General features: G+C 39.9%; 22 protein-coding genes and 1 other RNA gene. 8 read left to right on the forward strand and 15 right to left on the reverse strand.

What is annotated here, in order from left to right:
* The first annotated feature begins 10 nt into the window (after window positions 1–10).
* The 4 genes from L6421_RS04425 (at window position 11) to L6421_RS04440 (ending at window position 4,141) form a co-directional block, all read left to right on the forward strand.
* Window positions 11–334 carry an ApeI family dehydratase gene (locus L6421_RS04425; protein WP_237263967.1) on the forward strand — a complete coding sequence of 108 codons (324 nt, stop codon included), beginning with the start codon at window positions 11–13 and terminating at the stop codon, window positions 332–334.
* Window positions 327–1,217: a lysophospholipid acyltransferase family protein gene (locus L6421_RS04430; RefSeq protein ID WP_237263969.1), complete on the forward strand. Its 891-nt coding sequence runs from the start codon at window positions 327–329 to the stop codon at window positions 1,215–1,217. Before L6421_RS04425 ends, L6421_RS04430 begins: the two co-directional genes overlap by 8 nt.
* Complete coding sequence (locus L6421_RS04435; RefSeq protein ID WP_237263971.1) at window positions 1,204–1,806, forward strand: LolA family protein; 603 nt, start codon at window positions 1,204–1,206, stop codon at window positions 1,804–1,806. The genes L6421_RS04430 and L6421_RS04435 overlap by 14 nt, the downstream gene beginning before the upstream one ends.
* A gap of 205 nt (window positions 1,807–2,011) precedes the next feature.
* Complete coding sequence (locus tag L6421_RS04440) at window positions 2,012–4,141, forward strand: MMPL family transporter (RefSeq protein ID WP_237263973.1); 2,130 nt, start codon at window positions 2,012–2,014, stop codon at window positions 4,139–4,141.
* Between the two features lie 20 nt (window positions 4,142–4,161).
* Here L6421_RS04440 and L6421_RS04445 read toward each other — a convergent pair whose 3' ends face one another.
* The 7 genes from L6421_RS04445 to L6421_RS04475 form a co-directional block, all read right to left on the reverse strand.
* Window positions 4,162–4,914: a glycosyltransferase family 2 protein gene (locus tag L6421_RS04445; RefSeq protein ID WP_237263975.1), complete on the reverse strand. Its 753-nt coding sequence runs from the start codon at window positions 4,912–4,914 to the stop codon at window positions 4,162–4,164.
* Between the two features lie 39 nt (window positions 4,915–4,953).
* Window positions 4,954–5,604 (reverse strand): YdcF family protein, encoded by a 651-nt coding sequence (locus L6421_RS04450; RefSeq protein ID WP_237263977.1) that lies wholly within the window; start codon window positions 5,602–5,604, stop codon window positions 4,954–4,956.
* A 65-nt stretch (window positions 5,605–5,669) separates the two neighbouring features.
* Window positions 5,670–6,245, reverse strand: coding sequence for a hypothetical protein (locus tag L6421_RS04455; protein WP_237263979.1), 576 nt, complete (start codon window positions 6,243–6,245; stop codon window positions 5,670–5,672).
* Window positions 6,246–6,326: 81 nt separating this feature from the next.
* Window positions 6,327–7,061 (reverse strand): 3-oxoacyl-ACP reductase FabG, encoded by a 735-nt coding sequence (fabG, locus tag L6421_RS04460; RefSeq protein ID WP_237263981.1) that lies wholly within the window; start codon window positions 7,059–7,061, stop codon window positions 6,327–6,329.
* Window positions 7,062–7,085: 24 nt separating this feature from the next.
* Window positions 7,086–7,535, reverse strand: coding sequence for a hotdog family protein (locus L6421_RS04465; RefSeq protein WP_237263983.1), 450 nt, complete (start codon window positions 7,533–7,535; stop codon window positions 7,086–7,088).
* The gene (locus tag L6421_RS04470) at window positions 7,532–8,344 is read right to left on the reverse strand and encodes a beta-ketoacyl synthase chain length factor (RefSeq protein ID WP_237263985.1); all 813 of its coding nucleotides are present in this window, start codon (window positions 8,342–8,344) and stop codon (window positions 7,532–7,534) included. The genes L6421_RS04465 and L6421_RS04470 overlap by 4 nt, the downstream gene beginning before the upstream one ends.
* Window positions 8,344–9,573, reverse strand: coding sequence for a beta-ketoacyl-ACP synthase (locus tag L6421_RS04475; protein WP_237263987.1), 1,230 nt, complete (start codon window positions 9,571–9,573; stop codon window positions 8,344–8,346). The genes L6421_RS04470 and L6421_RS04475 overlap by 1 nt, the downstream gene beginning before the upstream one ends.
* Before the next feature lie 73 nt (window positions 9,574–9,646).
* Here L6421_RS04475 and L6421_RS04480 point away from each other — a divergent pair, with 73 nt between their 5' ends.
* The gene (locus L6421_RS04480) at window positions 9,647–10,717 is read left to right on the forward strand and encodes a class I SAM-dependent methyltransferase (protein ID WP_237263989.1); all 1,071 of its coding nucleotides are present in this window, start codon (window positions 9,647–9,649) and stop codon (window positions 10,715–10,717) included.
* A 57-nt stretch (window positions 10,718–10,774) separates the two neighbouring features.
* On the opposite strand, the gene L6421_RS04485 is transcribed toward L6421_RS04480, so the two are convergent.
* The 5 genes from L6421_RS04485 to L6421_RS04505 all read right to left on the reverse strand — a co-directional run bounded on the left by L6421_RS04485 (window position 10,775) and on the right by L6421_RS04505 (window position 14,415).
* Window positions 10,775–11,278, reverse strand: a complete 504-nt coding sequence (locus L6421_RS04485; RefSeq protein ID WP_237263991.1) for a COG4648 family protein — start codon at window positions 11,276–11,278, stop codon at window positions 10,775–10,777.
* Window positions 11,278–12,006, reverse strand: coding sequence for a MipA/OmpV family protein (locus L6421_RS04490; RefSeq protein ID WP_237263993.1), 729 nt, complete (start codon window positions 12,004–12,006; stop codon window positions 11,278–11,280). Before L6421_RS04490 ends, L6421_RS04485 begins: the two co-directional genes overlap by 1 nt.
* Before the next feature lie 475 nt (window positions 12,007–12,481).
* Window positions 12,482–12,838: a transfer-messenger RNA gene (gene ssrA / locus L6421_RS04495) on the reverse strand.
* A 278-nt stretch (window positions 12,839–13,116) separates the two neighbouring features.
* A complete protein-coding gene (gene smpB / locus L6421_RS04500) occupies window positions 13,117–13,593 on the reverse strand; it encodes an SsrA-binding protein SmpB (RefSeq protein ID WP_237263995.1) in 477 nt (158 codons plus the stop codon).
* A 57-nt stretch (window positions 13,594–13,650) separates the two neighbouring features.
* Complete coding sequence (locus L6421_RS04505; protein WP_237263997.1) at window positions 13,651–14,415, reverse strand: hypothetical protein; 765 nt, start codon at window positions 14,413–14,415, stop codon at window positions 13,651–13,653.
* Window positions 14,416–14,511: 96 nt separating this feature from the next.
* Between L6421_RS04505 and L6421_RS04510 the strand changes: the two genes are divergently transcribed.
* Window positions 14,512–14,994 carry a type II toxin-antitoxin system RatA family toxin gene (locus L6421_RS04510; RefSeq protein ID WP_375540382.1) on the forward strand — a complete coding sequence of 161 codons (483 nt, stop codon included), beginning with the start codon at window positions 14,512–14,514 and terminating at the stop codon, window positions 14,992–14,994.
* Between the two features lie 20 nt (window positions 14,995–15,014).
* Window positions 15,015–15,305 (forward strand): RnfH family protein, encoded by a 291-nt coding sequence (locus tag L6421_RS04515; RefSeq protein ID WP_237263999.1) that lies wholly within the window; start codon window positions 15,015–15,017, stop codon window positions 15,303–15,305.
* A 107-nt stretch (window positions 15,306–15,412) separates the two neighbouring features.
* Here the strand turns inward: L6421_RS04515 and L6421_RS04520 are convergent, their stop codons facing one another.
* Entirely contained in the window at window positions 15,413–15,823 is a 411-nt protein-coding gene (locus L6421_RS04520) for an outer membrane protein assembly factor BamE (RefSeq protein ID WP_237264001.1), read from the reverse strand.
* Window positions 15,824–16,064: 241 nt separating this feature from the next.
* Here L6421_RS04520 and fur point away from each other — a divergent pair, with 241 nt between their 5' ends.
* A complete protein-coding gene (gene fur, locus L6421_RS04525; RefSeq protein WP_237264003.1) occupies window positions 16,065–16,478 on the forward strand; it encodes a ferric iron uptake transcriptional regulator in 414 nt (137 codons plus the stop codon).
* 149 nt (window positions 16,479–16,627) lie between these two features.
* On the opposite strand, the gene recN is transcribed toward fur, so the two are convergent.
* Both recN and L6421_RS04535 read right to left on the reverse strand, forming a co-directional pair.
* A complete protein-coding gene (gene recN, locus L6421_RS04530; protein WP_237264005.1) occupies window positions 16,628–18,298 on the reverse strand; it encodes a DNA repair protein RecN in 1,671 nt (556 codons plus the stop codon).
* 119 nt (window positions 18,299–18,417) lie between these two features.
* Window positions 18,418–19,293, reverse strand: a complete 876-nt coding sequence (locus tag L6421_RS04535; RefSeq protein ID WP_237264007.1) for an NAD(+) kinase — start codon at window positions 19,291–19,293, stop codon at window positions 18,418–18,420.
* Between the last annotated feature and the right edge of the window lie 69 nt (window positions 19,294–19,362).

Consider the following 19,362-nt stretch of genomic DNA (forward strand, 5'->3'; position numbering starts at 1 on the left):
ATGAGTGGTTATGAAAAAAGTTGATTCATTTAAAATTTCTGCAAATCATCCCAGTCTGCCGGGACATTTTCCAGGTAATTCAATCGTACCCGGAGTCGTTTTGCTGGAACAGCTTGAGTCTATGCTTGGTAAACACCTGGCTGGCTGGGAAGTCATTGAGTTAATTCAAGTAAAATTTTTATCTCCGACACTTCCAGAACAGGTGATTGAGGTTGAAATAGACCTAAACCGATTATATGAGCATAAAACGCTATCTTTTAATTTATTTGATGTTGCTTCTGGCCAAAAAAAAGTCACTGGCAAAATCAAATGTGCAGAGCATAAAGATGGATAAGCAGAACTCAAATTGGCAGCAAGAGAAAGAGATGTCCAATGGTTTTTGGCTTGGATTAATTATTAATCTAGCGATTAAACTGCCACGTTGGAGCATACGTTTGTTGCTTTATCCTATTGTGTTGTTTTATGTATTGATTGCTCCAAAAAAACGCCAAGTTTCAAGACATTATTTATCTCAGGTTTTGCCAGTAAAACCGAGCATTTTTCATGTTTATAAACATTTTTTTTGGTTCGCTGCGGTTTTGTTGGATAGGGTTTATTTTTTAACGGGTAAATATGATTTATTCTCCATTAGCTACCATCATCGACAAGAGGTCATTGATTCATTTGTTAAAAATCCCGGACAGTTTTTTTTAAGTGGTCACTTTGGCAGTGTGGATGCTCTTAAAACTCAAGCGATGGATAAACATTATGAAATAAAGCCCGTTATTAAGCTTGATCATAATCAAACCGTTGTTAATTTGATGAAACAACTGAATCCTGAATTTTATGAAAATGTCATTCCATATAAGGGGTTGGAAACGACGTTTGAAATTTACGAAAATTTGAAGTCGGGTATTTCCATTGCATTACTTGCAGATAGGCCGATAGCGGATAGCAAGACGTTGTTGGTTGATTTTTTAGGTGATAAGATTTCGCTACCAGCGGGTATTTTCGAGATGGTAAAGCGTTATCCTTTTCCCGCTAATTTTTTCTTTTCTCGGTACGAGGGGGGGAACCGTTATTATGTTGAATACATAAAAATGAAACCAAATCATGATGATACGGTACAAATGATTGCACAAACTTTTGCCGATGCATTGGCTTTACAGTGTAAAAAATCCCCCTATAACTGGTTTAACTTTTACCCTTATTGGATTGAAGCTAGTGATGAAGCTTAACCTGCTCGTTGTTAACACCATCGTTCTACTTAGCCTGTGTTTTCCAGTGTTAGCCTTTTCTAGTCAGATGGATGTATCTTCTTTATTCAAGGCTTGGAGTCAGGTTGAAAGGGCAGAAAAAGGTTTTACTGAAGAGCAGTTTGACCCTCTGCTTGAGATTTCACAGCATAAATCGGGTGTGATGCGTTATCGTGCACCCGATTTTCTTGAACAGCATTATAAGATGCCGTTTGATGGCAAAATAACGTTTTCTGAAAATATAGTTAAGATTGATTTTCCCAATCGTAAATTAGAGTTGTCTGTTGAGAATTCTCCTGAGATTACTCTATTCTCAAGGACTTTTCTGAATATTCTTAATGGTAAGCTTGCTCTGATAAAAAAAGACTTTAAACTCGTATTTTTGGCTCAAGAAAATAGTCATTGGAAACTCCGATTGATTCCAATTAATCAGATAAAAAGCCAGATCCAAGAAGTATTGTTAATGGGCGACAAGACCGAAATACAATCGATTCTGTTTACCCAGGTTTCTGGCGATTGGCGTAAGCTTTCATTACAAGCTCTGCCAACCAATCCTACGTTACTAAAATGACAAATCTAAAATGATAAATCGCCTTACCCATATTCAGCCATTAATCTGGGTTTTTATTGTCATATTTCTGTGGGCAGGATGGACGTTTTATTTTAATAAATCCCCGTTTCAAAACAATATCAGTCAATTTTTTCCAAACCAACAGAGTATTGAGTCACAGTACCTAAAAAACCGATTGGCCGAAACTCAGGAGACGAGTTGGTTAATGCTCGCCATTAACCCAGAGACTTCTCAACAAAAGTTAAATGAGCTGAGCCAGGCTGTTAAATCTCAATTATTAATTTTGCCAGGTGTAAAACAAGTTTTAAATGGCTCTGAAACTTTTCAGAGCCCACTACAAGATAAATCAACCCCTAAACTTTATCCTTATCGTTATTTACTCACCCAGTTTGAATCTTCAGAGCTGAAACCTAATATCAAAAAAAGATGGCAAGAGTACCAATTAGGCTTTGTGTTGGATAAACACTGGTTGTTAGATGATCCTACTTTTCAGTGGGGAATCTATCAAAACCAGTTAAAACCCACTTCGCAGCTAGCTAAAGAAAACGGTGTATGGGTCAATGCTGAAAATAACCGTGCATTATTATTGATTAATAGCGAAAAAGACCCGCAAGCCCTCACTGATATTGATGAAAAACTGGTCTCTATTTTAGGTAAAGATAATTTTCAGCTGTCTGGCTCTGACTGGGTCGCTTTGCAAGCCGAACAGCAAATTAAACAGGCAGTTAACTGGATAACGAGTTTAGCGGTTGTTATGGTGTTTTTAGCTCTTTTTGTGGCCTTTCGCTCAACTCAACTTATTTTTTATAGTAGCTTACCTTTGGTGGTTGCGTTTTTAGTGGGCGTCTTAAGCACAATTAGCTTTTTTGGTCATATGCAGATGATTACCTTGGCTCTCGGTGCTATTTTATTAGGTGTCGCAATTGATTACCCTATTCACACCATCTCCGCATATCAATCGAGAAAAATTACCGTGGTATTAAGATTATGGCCAACCATTCGTTTGGGGGCATTAACCAGTGCGTTTGGATTCTTAATGTTATGGTGGACAGATATTGAAGGTTTGCAGCAAATTGCGATATTTGCTTCAAGCGGACTGTTATCCGCGTTATTAGTGACTTATGTTCTTAGGCCGTATTTGGCTGAGTTTTATAAGTTTGAAGAGCAGAAAAAGCTTGATGACTCAATTAACCTAAAAACAACCGCTAATGACACAATCCGTAGCCACCCTAATGTTATTTTTTATTTGTTACCAGGCCTGGTCATTATGGCAGCCATTTTTTATCTCAAACCAATTCAATGGCAGGATGATATTGCCAGTTTAAGCCCAGTGTCTAAAGAATTAATTTCTACAGATAAGCAATTAAGAGCACTATTTAACTACCAGGAAGTCGGAAAAAAACTGCTTTTACCCGCCGCTAATATTGAGTCACTTTTACAAAAAGAAGAAAGCTTATTGGCTGAGTTAAATACGTTAAAAAAATCAGGTGCAATAACACAGTTTCAAATGCTTTCTCAGATTCTTCCTAGCCAAGTTGAGCAAGCTCACCGCCAACAAAATGTACCTGAATCAAAGTCGCTTATAACGGACTTAAGCCAAGCTGTTGAAGGGACTGGGTTTAAAAGTAAACATTTTCAAGTCTTTGTAAATAGCGTAGAGCAGAGCAAAAACTTGCCTTTGTTGACGTATGATCAGTTTATCGATTCGGCAGGGACTTCGGCACAGTTAGCCAAACAGTTAGCATTGCCTATATCTAATCAAATGATTGGTGTGATTAATCTTTCTGGAGTGTCATCTGACCAAGCTATCCAGGATTTTGTGACACAACAGAGTAATTTTGGCCTGATTTATTTCAATCAACGAAGCTTGGTGGCCCAGCAAATTTCAGAGATTCGCACCAGGCTATTTCAAATACTCATTTTTATTATTGCCGTGATTGTCTTGAGTCTTTGGTTGAAATACCGAAATATCAGACCAATATTAACGGTTTTAGCGCCAGTTTTAATGGCCATTGGTTTTACATTTGCGACATTTGCATTACTGAATATATCACTGAGTATCTTCCATTTAATGAGCCTAATGCTGGTTGCGGCGATTGGAATTGATTATGCTTTACTGTTTTTTGAAGGAGCTGTGCAGAAAGAAGATGGTAATGAATGGAGTCGTTCAGTGCTCGTTGCGTTTTTTACTACGGTAGGTTCGTTTAGTATATTAAGTTTAAGCCAATTAGCGTTACTTCACGCGATTGGCTTAACGGTGCTTATTGGCGTTTTTTGGGTTTACAGTTTGTCGTTTTTTATGTCTAAAAGATTGGCTGTAAAAAACGATTTTTGAGATACATTGAGATAGTAACGCTAATCTTGAATGATATTAGGTGATTGGGTTAATGATCTAACCAGGCCTGGTAAGTTCATGCCTTTTTTTAATAATTTTTTTGCGACCATTAAGGTGATTTGAGTGATATCAAACCCCGCTCTAAAGTGGCTTGCTCTTCGATTCTCGGCATAGATGGTATCGATAGGAATAAAGGCAAAACCGTAACCTAAGTGAGCCGAGTCAATCAACACTTCACTCTCAAAGACAAAGCCTGATTTATTCTCATAAGGCCGTTTTAGTAATTTGAGCAGGCTGGAAGGATAGAGGCGAAAACCAGACTGACTATCCGCAATGGGTTTACCCGCCGCCCAGCTAACCCAAAAGTCAGCAATACTATTTGCAATACGTCTTGATCGTGGCGCATTTTGTCGATCTTTTAATCTCGATGCCACACATAAATCGTTTGGATTTTTGGCAAAATAAGCGAGCAGTTTTGGAATATCTGCAGGATTATGTTGTGCATCTCCATCCAGCGTTATAACCGCTTCAACCCCAAATGATAACGCTTTCTCAAACCCGGCTTGTAGTGCTTTTGCTTTACCACCATTAACAGGTAAATCCACTAAAATAGCATCGGTTTTTTTCACCAATTCAGCGGTATCATCCTGCGATGCATCATTTACCACAATCACAATTTTTGACTGTTTTAATGCTTCGGTGATGACCTGGGTGATGGTTAAGGTTTCATTGTAAGCGGGGATTACTATTGCAAATTGATTTCTATCATTCATCTAAATTGGGCATCCTTTGCAGGTGTTTATTCGTTAGGCTTATAAAACTTTATTGAGCATTCTTTGGTTATTTAGAATTTTGCTGATAAATAAACCAGTATGGTACCAGTTTAAAAATAAGGCTTCTAAAGATAATTTATATAACTGACTGAGGTTAAGCTGATAAGTTGTTTCTGCAGGTAAAAAAGTGCTTGTGAACCCTAGGTTTTTGGCGATGATTGAACAGCGTAACAAGTGGTAACGGTTTGATATAACGACCACCTCTAATGGTACTTGTTGTTCAAGTAACAGTTTTCGAGTCTGTTTTAAGTTTTCTAAAGTGTTTCTCGACTTGTCTTCTACTAGGATATTAACGTTTTTCTTTTGGCAGAGACGGGCTTCTGTGAATAGTGAATTGAAGTATTTTAAGCCTGCTTGTGCTTCACTGACTGTATTTGTATGTGTGAATCCTCCCTGAAAGATTAAGGTCTTAGGGTGGAGGTTTTCTAAAGCTTGGTAGGCAGCAATTATCCGCTGTTTATATTCTAAATCTATTTGATTCTGTTGAAGTTTTTTTCCGAATATAATCCAGGTGCCAATGGTTTCTTTAGGAATGACTGTTTTAGAGGCGACTTTGTAGGCTTGATAAAACTGCCATATTAAAGGCAAACCTAGCAATATTGCAGCCCAGATAAAAGAAAGGGATAGCATTAATATGCCATCCCAATTAATTCCTGATTTCTGATTGCTCGAAGTTAGGTACACTTTATGGGCTTTTAACTATCACCATGATAAGAATTGTTGACTGGATTTTCTAACCATTTAACGGCATCTTCCGCATTAGCTTCAACGGTTCTACCAAGAACTGAACAAGACCCTTTAAAGCCTGCAAACATACCACCTCCAGAAGTACGTCCAAAGATACCTTGAGAAACCGGCTTCCCATCTTTAAATAAAATTAACTGCATTTGAGTATATTTTCTATGCCCAATAAATGCATTTCCACCGTTATGTATATGAGTAAATTCTGTTTTTAGATAATAACCATTAACATTAGAGTTTTCCTCTGAAAGAACCTTAACAGAAATTCCTTTATCTTCAGCTTGTTTTTTAAATAAGACTGAAAACTTGGCTGGTAAGTTACATTCTGTAACCGCTTTATGATTGATGTCTGGCCCGCTTTTAACGAAAGCAATTTGCGGCAATGAAATGGAAGTGATTTTTTCATTCATTGGTAGTGCAGATGCAGCTGTATTAGTTGGTTGGACTTGATTCCCCCCGCATGCAACCAAAAAAGAAGTGGATAATAAAATTAAGGTTAATTGATAGTTTTTCAAGTTGATTTTTAGCATTAAACATACTCTTTGGTTAAGTTCAAAAAAATAAATTTACAAGCAACTTATTATAAGTGATTTTACTGTAAATGTACGTTTTTATATCATTCCTCCATTGATTGAAAAGGTTTGTCCTGTAATATAGCTCGCTTTATCCGAGGCTAAAAAGCTGACTAAATCGGCGACTTCTTGAGGTTTTCCTGCTCTTTGCATTGGCACGACTTGGTTTAATCTTTCTGGGGGAAAGCTCGAATTTGCCATCTCACCCTCAATGACACCTGGTGCAACTACATTTACCGTAATTTTACGTGAGGCCAATTCGAGTGCCAGCGACTTACTTGCCCCAATTAATCCCGCTTTTGCTGCGGCATAATTGGTTTGGCCACGATTTCCCATTACGCCCGCTACCGAAGCGATATTAATCACACGACCCCAGCGAGTTCTAATCATGGGAAGTAATAACGGTTGGGTGACATTGAAAAAACCATCCAGTGAAACCGCAATGACTTTTTGCCACTGTTGGTGGGTCATTCCTGCCATGACGGCATCATCATGAATGCCAGCATTATTGATTAATATTTGCACAGGCCCTGTAGCTAATATTTTTTCAATGCCAGCCTCTACAGCATTAATATCCGTTAAATCGAAGCAAATGGGATGGGCTAATCCACCTTGATTATTGATTTTTTCAGCGAGTAATTCGGCTTTATTCAGTTGTGAGTTGGCATGAATCCAAACTTCATAACCATCCATAGCAAGTTGGTTTGCGATGGTTGCGCCTATATCGCCACTGCCTCCAGTGACGAGTGCCTTTATTCTCGATTTTTCTGTCATATTTTGCCTATTGAATCTGAATTTTTAATCTGAATTGGGATGTATCACCATGACTCTGGCAGAGCAAATGTTTCTTAACTGAGCGTCGGTAATAAAAAACTCGTAGAGTTTACTGGTTTCGTCACGCATTACCGAATTTGCTGCAATCTCCAAAAACTCCGTGAGTGGATCAAACTCGCCCCATTTAACGGCTTTTACCGTGGCAATATACCCTAACTTAGGCTCGTTATTATCTGAATCCCGTTCCAGTAAGCCACCATGTACCGCTATGGCTTGGGCACCATATTCAATTAAATGCATTTTTGAGAGTTTGCCATCTGTCTTTAACGGATTATCTGCATTGAGGTGCGACTTTGTTCGGCAAACAATCGCTTCATCGGAAAAAGAGATAACTTGCTCCAATAAACACATGCCGCCAGCATGAGGAATCATCGCTTCAATATCTGGCTTGGTCAGAATAGCTGTTGCGGTCACGTTAGAGCAACCTTAATAAAGTTATTTCGATTTAACGGAAAATGGATTTCTGAATTTTCTCCGTTCGACTCAAATAACACCAAGGATTGTAAAAGCGGATAGGCTTCGGCAGCAGGTAAACCTGAATAGGGGTTATTAGAAGAAGTGGGTCTTGGAGCCTGTTGTGTGAATGAAAGGTTAAGAGCAGGGTAGTCACTTTCTTGGTTTGAATCACTGGCATCTAAAATCATTGAAAAAGCAAATGGAAGAGCGGCATTTTGTGAAGCATCCGCTGGAATTAAATCATCTAACGGCAAATCATAAATGACCAATAAAACTGGCTTTGCATACGTTTGAGATTGCAATGTTGCTTCTAATAGACCATTTGCTATTGCAAACTGGCCTACTGAAATAGCACTTGCAGGTGATTGGTTTTTTTGACCAATCATCCAGTAACCTGCTGGTGCGTTATGTACCGAATTATGGAATTGTGTTGGCGATATCATCGGCTCTTCTTCACCAACTTCCTGGCACATTCTGGCGGAGATGAGGGTATCGCCATCTTTACTGACAAATAGAACGGGCAATTTGCTGTCTGCTTGCGGATAACGCTGTTGAAAATGAGAGAGTGCTTCTTCAGCGGTTTTTAATGCCAGCTTAATGGTGGCGGTAGTGCGACGACGTTCATTGGGTGGCAGAAAGCTTGGACTGTACTTTTCTATCGCTTCTGAAGTGTCGGGCGATCGGTTTTGTAACATCATCGATTTAAAGTTTTCAAAACTTACCAGGCCTGGTGCCGTTAGGCCAATACTGAGTATTTGAGCTTTCATTACACGGACTCCATTTTTAAAATCACTGAGGCGTTATTACCGCCAAATCCAAAGGAGTTGCTCATGACATATTGTAGCTTCTGATTAGTTTCTGTAAGTTGCAAGCTGTCAAAGGGGATATTCACCGTGGAGTGTTGTAGCTTTTCAGTTAATTGAGGGTCTAAATGGCTTAAATTCAAGTTTGCTGGTACAAATTGCTCTTCTAACAGCCATTGGCAAAAAATGATTTCTGTAATCCCGGCCGCACCTAATGTGTGGCCAGTAAAACCTTTGGTAGAGCTTACCCACGTTGGAGAGGCTTCTTTCGATAGGTGGGCAACAGCCGATATCTCGGAGAGATCATTGCTGGGTGTCGCCGTGCCGTGCAAATTAATATAATCAATATCTTGCATGCTGATTTTGGCTTGTTGCATGGCGGCCAACATCGCTAATTGTGCTCCTTCTCCTTCTGGGTGAGGGGTTGAAATATGGTAAGCGTCACTACTTTCGCCAACCCCCATAATTTTAATCAGAGGGCTTGCTGATTCTTCTAAAGATTGGGTGTTGCTTAACAGCATGAAACCACCAGCTTCACCTATATTAATGCCATTTCTCTCTTGATCTAGTGGTTTACAAATCTGTTCACTGACCAAACCTAACGCATTAAAGCCGTGTAGTGTCGTCAAGCATAAAGTATCGACCCCGCCAACCACAACGGCATCGACAATATCTGCATTTAGCCAACGTTGTGCCACTTCAAAGACTTTGGCGCTTGATGAGCACGCGGTAGATATGGCAAAACTTGGACCTTCTATCTCTAATGCTTGACTGCAAAATTGAGCAAGCGAGTCCATTTGTTGAGTCGTCTGGTAATCATATTCAGCGGACTCTAATTCATTTCTAAACACATGTTCAGTTGCCGCTATGCCAGAGGTACTAGTACCAACCACTAAGCCAATGCGATGACGGCCATGTTTTTTAACCAGTTGATTTACTTGTGATAAAAAGCCATTCTCTTGCAGGGCTTGCCAAGCTAATTGATTATTTCGACAAGTGTACATTTTCAGAGATTCGGGGAGTTGTATATTTTCAAGATCGTTTACAACACCCAAGAAGGTATTGATACCTGGGATTCTTTTATGAAAATCCGTTTGATTTGATAATCCTGTTGTGCCAGCTTTTAATGCTTGGATGTGTGCTTCTTTATTTTGGCCTAATGACGAAACTAAAGAAGAGCCTAAAATGAACATAAATCGACATTTCCGTGAATATTTTTAATCTATAATGTACGCCAATTTTAGTACAAAACAAGATAACATCCCAATGAAGTTTCCATTTAAATTCCCAAAACTAAGCGCACAACAAGCAATGTATGAAGCACAAAAGATAGCGTTTTCGCCTATGACGTTTCAGGCTGTCAGAATTGCCTGGAAGAGAGGTTTGTTACAACTTCTTTCGGATACGCCAGAAGGGCTGACACCAAAACAAGTGGCCGAAAAGGTTGATATGAGACTCTATGGCGTGCGTGTGGTTTTGGAATCTTGTTTGAGTGTTGGGGTGGTTTCATTTGAGGAAGAGAAATATTTTGTCACCAAAACGGGGCAGATGTTTTTATACGATGAAATGACGCAAATTAATATGAACTATAACCATGATGTGAATTATTTGGGGATGTTCTATTTAGAAGAGTCGATTGATTCAGCGACACCGGTTGGGTTAAATAAAACCTTTGGTGATTGGCCGACGATCTACCCTGCATTAACGGCTTTACCTGAGCCAGCTAAAACCAGTTGGTTTGAGTTCGATCACTATTATTCAGATAATGCCTTTCCAATTGCTTTACCTCATGTTTTTAAAAGTTCGCCAAAAAAGCTCATGGATATTGGCGGAAATACCGGTAAGTTTTCAATGACAGCAGCTAACTATAATGACGATGTGAATATCACGATTGTTGATTTGCCTGAACAGTTAGCCGTTGCCAAAACGCATATTATGCAAGCAGGGTTGCAAGCGAGAATCGATACCATTCCCACCAATATGCTCGACCATTCTCAGGCTTTACCTTTAGGTTATGATGTTATTTGGATGAGCCAGTTTTTAGATTGTTTTGGGGATGAGGATATTATTGCCATATTAAAACGTGCCGCCCAAGCGATGTCAGTGGATAGCAGACTCTTTGTACTGGAAACCTATTGGGATAATCAACGTTTTGAAGAGGCGGCATTCTGTGTGGTAAATACCTCATTGTATTTCACCGCCTTGGCCAACGGTACCAGTCGTATGTATCGTTTGTCAGATATGCTGGGCTTTATGGAAGAGGCGGGTTTAACAGTTTGTCATACCGTAGAAAATATTGGCAAGGGCCACACACTTTTAGAAGCTAAATTAAAGTAAACCTTAGCTTAAGTAAGCCTTGGATAACGTAAATCTTAATGGCTTTTTACTTGATGTTTATTTGGTGTTTATCTTATCTTGATCGAATTGCCAGATTTGTTTCAGTGGTATTGTTGAAAGTCGGTATAAAAACACGAGTAAAGAGCTGCCTCTATGATGAGGTAAGAAGATTTGCCGGATGTAAAATTCGCCAATAAATAAAATCACACTTCCTAGGTAGAAAAGCACTGCGATATAACTCAACGATATAAACGTTAAATGAAAAAATAACGAGTTTAATTTCAATAACCACAGGCTTAATAAAAAAACTAGCCAAACCCAGGTCACTATTCTGGTGTACCGGCGTTCTGCAAAGGTATCTTCCGCACCGATTAAAAGCGCATATCTTGTGATTATAGGAGTTTTATCTTTAAGCAGACTCCAACCAAATAAAGTCAGTAACAGTGTTAACAAGATAAAGGTAAATGACTCTATGAGGAGTTTAATTTCCGCACCGCCCCAATAGAACAAGGCAAATAACATCGCTGCTATGCCCAGACCCAAAATGAATTTATGCGCCATTATTCATACCCGTAAACCCTGTCTTTAGACTGTAAGAAATTCCAGGTAATTGTTAAGCCATAAGTATGGCTAAACTGATTATCAATTAAAGGACTGTCTTTATACACTGCTTGGCTTAGGTCAAAGCCATGCCAAAAAGCCCCAAGCCAAAAATTGTCAAAGTGATAACTTAAACCAACGGTATAGTTCACACCAGAAAACCCTTCTGTGGATTGATAGAAAGGTCGTTCATTCGATGCATACTGGAGAGGGACGCCGTAAAGGTAATTATGATATTCAGAAGAAGCATATTGAGCGGATACACCAGCCGTTAATTCAATACGGTCTTTACTGGAATAAGTCTTTTTATAAGAATAGCTAACTCCAGGGCTGCTTATCCAACCTTCTGTATGGATGGTTTTGAAGTCAGAGGCAATAACCGCTTCTAATGGCAATTCAAACTTTACGCTATTAGCCTCGTTGTTAAACAGGGTGTATTTTAAAACAGGGCCTAGCCCAATCGAACCATCCAAATCATTCATGCCTAACCGTTTGGCATTTTCTTTACTTGAAACAGGGATATTGCCTGAAGCCGTCAAATCTAATTCAAAATGGTTGTTTTTAAAGAAAGGTTTGATCACTTCATTGTTATTAATAGAGAAATCTTTCCCGCGATAGACAATATATGGAATAGGTAAAATAAGCGTATTCTGCTCTTTTGAACCTGGGTAATCAGGGTATGAAATCATGGCGGGCCCTAAACCAAACTCCCATTTAGGTAGGCTAGGTTGAGCATGACTTGCTAGTGGTATTCCACAAGAAAACAAGATTATTATTGAAAGTGACTTTTTCATTTATTGACGTCTTTAGGTACTAATGTTTTAAACGGTCGTCTAAATGGTTATTTAGCTCTAATTAAGTACGGATTCATTCTACACTACTTGGCATTTTCTAATCAGCTAAGAGAGAGTTTGACACGGTGATAATCAATAAGGTATTGAAGCAAAACCAAGAAGATGGCTTTTTCTGGTATGTGTATCAGATAGTTCCAAAATCATCAAATGTACTAAGCGTAATTACTGAAATGAAACGTAGTTCGAGTTTAGTACAACAAAATGCGGAAAAATATGGCAAGTTATGGAAATAAAGAAATTGTAATTTGTACTAAGGATGATGTTAAAAAGTAGCTAATCTATTTAAGATTAACTACTTGTTAACTTTGTTTGGTGGAGCTGGGGGGAGTCGAACCCCCGTCCGCGAAGCCGCCATCTAAAAATCTACATGTTTATTTGGTTTATTGATTTAACCCAAATGCTACCCAACCAGCAGGGATCACATCAGGCGAGCTTGTAAAGTTTGATGCTAAGCACCCAAACACGTACTTAACACGGTTCTATGTAATATGATACAGCGTCAGGGGCCATAGACAACTTGCCTGGGCTGCACTAGCGGGATTAAGCCGCTAGAGCGTAGTTATCGTCGTTTGCAACTATAACAAATTGAAATAAAGATTTACGTGCATCATTCAGGCACGACATGCATCTTAAACTTTGCACTCCCCGTCGAAACCAGTACAGCCCCGAATTTTTTCTGCCTAGCCAGTGTCTAAATTGACTAAGAAGAGGGAATATCTAAGAGTTGCACTATTATTGGGGGTGAATCTAAATAATTCAAGTGAAGAGCATGATAAAAACTCAAATAAACTGAAATAGATTGCAATTTAGTACGCAATTTATTGTTGCGAGGGTTTCAAAGAGTTGGCAGAAATTGTAAAACTTATAGTAAAGAGCGGTTTTATCTCCAAGCTTATTTACTGCAATAAGCTTAAAGATGGGCTAAGAGCGTTTTTTCTTAGTGAATTAATGGGCATTTTTAAGGATGCGTTGTTTATCACGATTCCAATCACGCTCTTTCATGGTGGCACGTTTGTCGTGCTGTTTTTTACCTTTGGCAAGCCCGATGGCGAGTTTGACCTTACCTTCTTTCCAATAGAGTTCAAGCGGCACGACGGTCGAACCTTCGACTTCGACCAAACCACGCAATCGATTGATTTCACGACGGTGTAGTAACAGTTGACGAGTGCGCAAAGGGTCGTGAAAACTGTGTGTTGAAGCGGTCATTAGCGGGGTGATCAACGCACCGAATAACCAGGCCTGGTTATCTTTGAACATAACATAGCTTTCACCCAGTTGAATTTTGCCTGCACGCAGACTTTTCACTTCCCAGCCCTCTAAACTCAAACCAGCCTCAAGGGTGTCTTCAATAAAGTAATCAAACCGAGCTTTCTTGTTTTTAGCGATAGAGTTGGATTTGGTTTGCGGTTTCTTTTTTGCCATTTGCTCTTTCTTTAATACTTTGAGTGTTAAGTTTTGAATGAATTATACCAGGCCTGGTCATTTAAGTTTGCGATTGGTGAGGCAAAAATCCATAACTTCTGGTGGTACAAATTCCATCATTCTTTGGGTGTTCCAGTTAAATTGTCGTTGCCAACCTTGCTTGGTTTTTAAAGTGAATTCAATACTGGTTTTGGTTTTTATCGCTTGATTAATCTGTTTAAAAAAGTCACGTGCGTCATCTGGCGTTCCACCTGGTCTGAATTCAGGCATCTCCTGAAAGGTGAAAGAGTAGAAAAAAATCATGCCGAGTTCTCCAGGTTGGATTTTATTTTGGGTTTTAAATAGATTGGTTAGGTGGTTTTTTTGCCCGCCCACAGAGGTTTCGTAAGTTTGATAATCGTCATTTACCGCAACTTTTAAGGTTTGTTTGTCATCGTAAATATACCCATGTTTAGCGAATTTTGCCGAGTCGTTTGTGAGTTCACCATCATCCATCAGGTTTTGAGATTTTTCGGTGTATTGCAAACTGAAGTTGGTAAAGAAGGGTTTGCAACGCAGTTGAATAGCGGCTTGCTCACCATAGTTTGCAGGAATATAAAGCACTTTGGCTTCGGTGATTTTATCGGTAAAGTCATTTGCTTGATAATTGACAATCCAGCTATCCTGAATAAAGGCCGAATCTTTGGAAGGGTGTTCAATCAGATGTTCTTCAGTCGCGTAACTCGAACTCGCAAAAGAGAGCGAAGTTGCGCCAATCAAGCTCAGAAGCATCAGTTTGGTAAAACGAGTTTTTAACAGAGGGCTTGCCTTAGATTCAGTCACAAAATTCTCCTTGAAGCGGAATGTAATTTTTATTGATGTGGATTTATTCTAACATCGGCTTTAATCAAGCGGCTTAATGAATTGGGCTTTGGTATAATGTTGGCCTTAATTTTATATCTAAAGTTCCCGATTGGTATTGAAAAACCTATGAAGAAAATTGCCCGAACTGCTTTATTGCCTTATTCTGCTGAACAACTTTATGCCATAGTGAATGACGTAAAATCGTACCCGGAATTCTTACCGTGGTGTGGTGGCTCAGAGGTGATTTCTGAATCGGATTATGAGATGCAAGCCAGTGTGACGATTGCTAAGGCGGGTATCAAACAAACCTTTAAAACGCGTAACCATCTTGTGCCAGGACAAAGAATAGAGATGCATTTGTTGGACGGTCCTTTTAAGTTTTTGCGTGGTGAGTGGGAGTTTAAGGTGTTGGATGTGGATGCTTGCAAAATTCTCTTTGAAGTCGAGTTTGAGGTCAGTAACGGTATTTTAAACGCGGCGATAGGGCCGGTTTTTGAACATATCGCAAGCACATTGGTCGATTCATTTTGTGAACGAGCTAAACAGATTTACGCCTAAGAACAGAGGTGGCTTAACAGATGGATGAGATGATTCAAATAGAAGTAGCTTATGCTTTGGAGGATGTTCAGTACCTGTTTACTGAGAGCGTTAAAGCGGGCACAACCGTTATTGAAGCTTTGAATAATTCTAAACTTTTAACGGAACTACCAGGCCTGGTCATTGATAAGGTGGGTATCTTTGGTAAGTTGGTCACGCATGATACGGTGTTGCGTGAAGGGGATAGGATTGAAGTTTATCGCCCGTTGAAGGTCGATCCGCGTGAGCGCAGAAGGCAGCAAGTTGAAGAAGAGCGTAAAGCCGCTAAGTAAGGTGCTGAATCTTTAATGAGTTAAATCAAAAAAGGCCTGGATAAATATTCATTATCCAGGCCTTTTTCATTACGGTTAAGTGACTATTAAAGGGTCTTAAAACCAATCTAAAACCAACCTAGTCCCAACCAAGAATTGTCTTGTTTCAGCTGGACTTTTTCATCGCTACTGGTCCAGCTAGAAAGTAGATTGTCATTATCAAATTTTAACACCAGGTGTTTAGCTAGGTTTTTGGTTTGTGAATTTGCGGCCGTCGTGTAATAAAGATATTCCCAGTGTTTTGGGTTAAAGGTATCTTGCCCCATTGGAGGCCCTAAAAGCTCTCTTACTTGTGATTGAGTTAAACCTTCTTGTAGTAAGCTTACTGATTCAGCCGTCATGATATTACCTTGAGTGAGCGGTGCTTTATAAGGGTCAAGATAAGAACAGCCAGAAAGCAAGCTTAAACTGAATACGCCAGCCAATAAAATTGCATTTAAACGGTGAGATTTTTTTAGAATCGAATTTACTTTAGACATGCTTTCCTCAGAATGAACAGTAGGCTGTAAACAGGCTCTGTAAAGCGTTTTTAGTCAACGCATTATTTCTATTTAAATTTTAGTTAAAGATAATTTAAGGTATTATACACACTATTCTTGATATGCACCTTTTGACATATCAATTAAATTATTCAAGCGATTCTGACTAAATACTCGTCATGTGCTAGTCATATACAATATGCAAATAGATATAGTTCAATAGGTTAAATTAGAGGATGTTATGAGCGGAGCAGAACTCAAGAAAGTTGGTTTAAAAGTAACCTTACCAAGACTTAAAATCCTAGAGATTTTGGAAAGTGCAGGTGATGAACACCATTTGACTGCTGAAGACGTTTATAAAATTTTATTAGAGCAAGGTGAAGAGGTGGGGTTAGCCACGGTTTACCGTGTGTTGACCCAGTTTGAACAAGCCGGTATTGTTAGACGTTTAAACTTTGAAAACAATATCTCTATTTTTGAGTTGGATACTGGCGATAACCATGACCATTTAGTGTGTTTAAAAAGCGGCAAGGTCAAAGAGTTTGTCGACCCGATCATTGAAAGTCGTATACAAGAGATTGCCAAAGAGAATGGTTATGAACTATCTGGTCATAGCTTGGTAATCTATGGGACATTACCGCAAGAATCTCGATAAGGCATTTATTGTCATAATCGCAGGTGATCGAGAATCAAAAAGGGCTTAATTCCAATAAGAATTAAGCCCTTTTTTTATGCATTAAACGCTGCAAACGCTGCAAAATCAAGGCAATAAGTCATAATGATAACTCATGACAACTGGCTTTATTAAGCGGTTTTACTTTGCGCGCTTTCTAACATCTCTTTCGCGTGGTTTAACGTTTGCTCGGTTAAGGTCAATCCGCCTAGCATCCTGGCTAACTCTTCTACACGCTGTTGCGGTTCAAGCTTATTCACTTGGGTGGTTGTGACTTCATCTTGTGTCTGTTTGGCGATATGTAAATGGTTGTGGCCGTGAGAGGCAACTTGCGCCAAATGGGTGATAGAGAGTATCTGTTTATCTTTACCTAGTTGTTGCATTTTCTGTCCAACCACCTCGGCAATTCCGCCGCCAATACCTACATCCACTTCATCAAAAATCAGAGTCGGTAAACTGGCCACTTCTGAGGTGGCCACTTGAATGGCCAGGCTGATTCGGGAAAGCTCTCCGCCTGAAGCGACTTTGGCTAGGGCTTGTAATGGTTGGCCTTTGTTGGCGGTTACCAAAAACAGCACTTTATCCGTGCCTAACGCGCTGGCTTGTTCGCTGTCGGTTAACTCAACTGCAAACTGGCCATTGGGCATACCCAAGCTTTGCATACCTTCGGTGACAATCGCAGAGAGGGCTTCGGCTGCTTTTTGACGGGATTTTTTCAAAGTATTTGCTTGATCCTGATAATTTGCCCAGGCCTGGTCAAGTTCGCTCTTAAGGGTTTCTAAAGAGGCATCCGACTGCTCTAGACGCATTAAGTCATCTTGAATTTGTTGGTGTTTTTCAACCAGTTGTTCCGGGTCGATATTGTATTTTTTGGCCAAACCAAACAGCATTGACAGACGTTCTTCAACAAAGAGTAATTGTTGGGGGTCTAAATCAATATGTTCAGCATGATGTTGGATTTCGCTGGCGGCTTCTTGCACTTCAATCAAACTACTGTTCAATTGCGTGATGACGGCCTCTAGGCTTGGACTAAATGCCACGATGCTTTCCAAAGCGTGTACCGCCTGATTAATCGCGTCTACCGCACCTTGCTCTTCTTCGATTTGGGCATAGGCTTTTTCGCAGGCAAGTTTGATTTCGCTGGCATGGGAAAGTTGGCTTTGCTCTTCTGACAAACGCTCAAATTCACCTTCTTGAGGATTCACTTCATCAAACTCATTGTTTTGAAAGTTAAGCAATTCCAGTTTGCTTTGGTAGTCAGCTTGTTCCTCTTGCAGTTTTTGCAGTTGGCGTTTGATGTTTTGCCAATGCTTGAAGTCGGCTTGGGTCTTACTGATTAAAGCAGGGTGGTTGGCGTAAGCATCCAACAGTTCGAGTTGTTTATTGGCTGAAAGCAGGGATTGATGTTCATGTTGGCCATGAATGTCTATTAAAAAACCGCCTAAGGTTTTAAGCTGGTTAGCGGCAACAGGGTAGCCGTTGATGTAGGCTTTGGAACGGCCTTCGGACGTGACGGTTCTTCTTAAATAACATTGGGTTTCGTCATCAAGCTCCTGTTCGGCAAGCCAGTTTTGAACGTGTGGTAGTTGTTCAATATCAAACAGAGCGGTAACGTCCGCCTTGGGTGTGTTGTGTCTTACCAGGCTACTGTCGGCACGTTCGCCTAAGGCCAAGCCCAATGCGTCCAGTAAAATCGATTTACCTGCACCGGTTTCACCGGTTAAAGTGGTAAAGCCTGTATTGAATTGAAGTTGTAGTTTTTCAATTAAAGCCAAGTTTTGAATAGCAAGTTCTTGAAGCATAAATGTGTCATTTTGATTAAAGTAAATTTGGTTCAAAAAAGGCCCGGTTTGAAACGCACCAGGCCTGGTAGATTATTCTATTTTTCACGCTCGTTGCAAGCTACTTTATTCACTAAATGCTAGGAGAGCTTATCACCCCAATGGAGTTTGGCGCGTAGCAATTCAAAATGATCGTGGCCTTTAGGATGCAATAACCTTAAGTAATGTGGATTACGTTTTACAATGGTTTGGTGCATCGGTGAAATATCATGTGTGATTTGCCCGTCACAAATGATTTGTGCGGTTTTATCACAATATTCATGGGCACGCAGTTCAACTTCACTATCACCGCTAATCACATAAGGGCGTGTGCTCATCGTATGCGGGTTGATCGAAACCAATGAAATCGCATCAAGATTCGGGTCAAGAATCGGCCCGCCGGCAGATAAGGCATAGGCCGTAGAACCAGTTGGAGTGGAGATGATCATCCCATCAGAACGCTGGCTATTCAAGAAACGGCCGTCCACAAAGGTTTCAAACTCAATCATACGAGGTGAGTCGGTTTTATGGATGACCACGTCGTTAATCGCGCGTTCTTCAAACATCAGTTTGCCATCTTCATACACGCTGACCTTTAATACATTACGACGCTCTTCTTGGTAAACCCCAGAAAGCACTTCTTCCATGGTGTTTATCATGTCGTCGGGTGATATATCGGTCAAAAACCCTAAACGACCTAAGTTGATGCCTAGAATGGGAATGTCGTAATCGGCAATATTGCGCGCCACATCTAAAAAAGTACCGTCGCCACCGACCATAATCGCAAGGTCGATTTTTTCGAGTAAGTCATCGCGTTCTAAAAGCGGGGCTTGTTCGTGCCTTGGAAATTTTTCACAAGATGGTTTATCTAAATAAACAGTGCGTGATTTAGAGAGTAAGAAATCAGTCAGCACTTCAATGTTGTCCCAACATTGATTACCTGTGTACTTTCCAAAAATACCAATATTCTGAAACATTTTCTAATCCATCCAAAAAGGCCTATCACAGCATGTTTTCTTGTTGAGAGGCTTAAATAAATATTGAAC

The sequence above is a fragment of the Thiomicrorhabdus immobilis genome (assembly GCF_021654855.1).
In the GTDB taxonomy this organism is placed as follows: Bacteria; Pseudomonadota; Gammaproteobacteria; order Thiomicrospirales; family Thiomicrospiraceae; genus Thiomicrorhabdus; species Thiomicrorhabdus immobilis.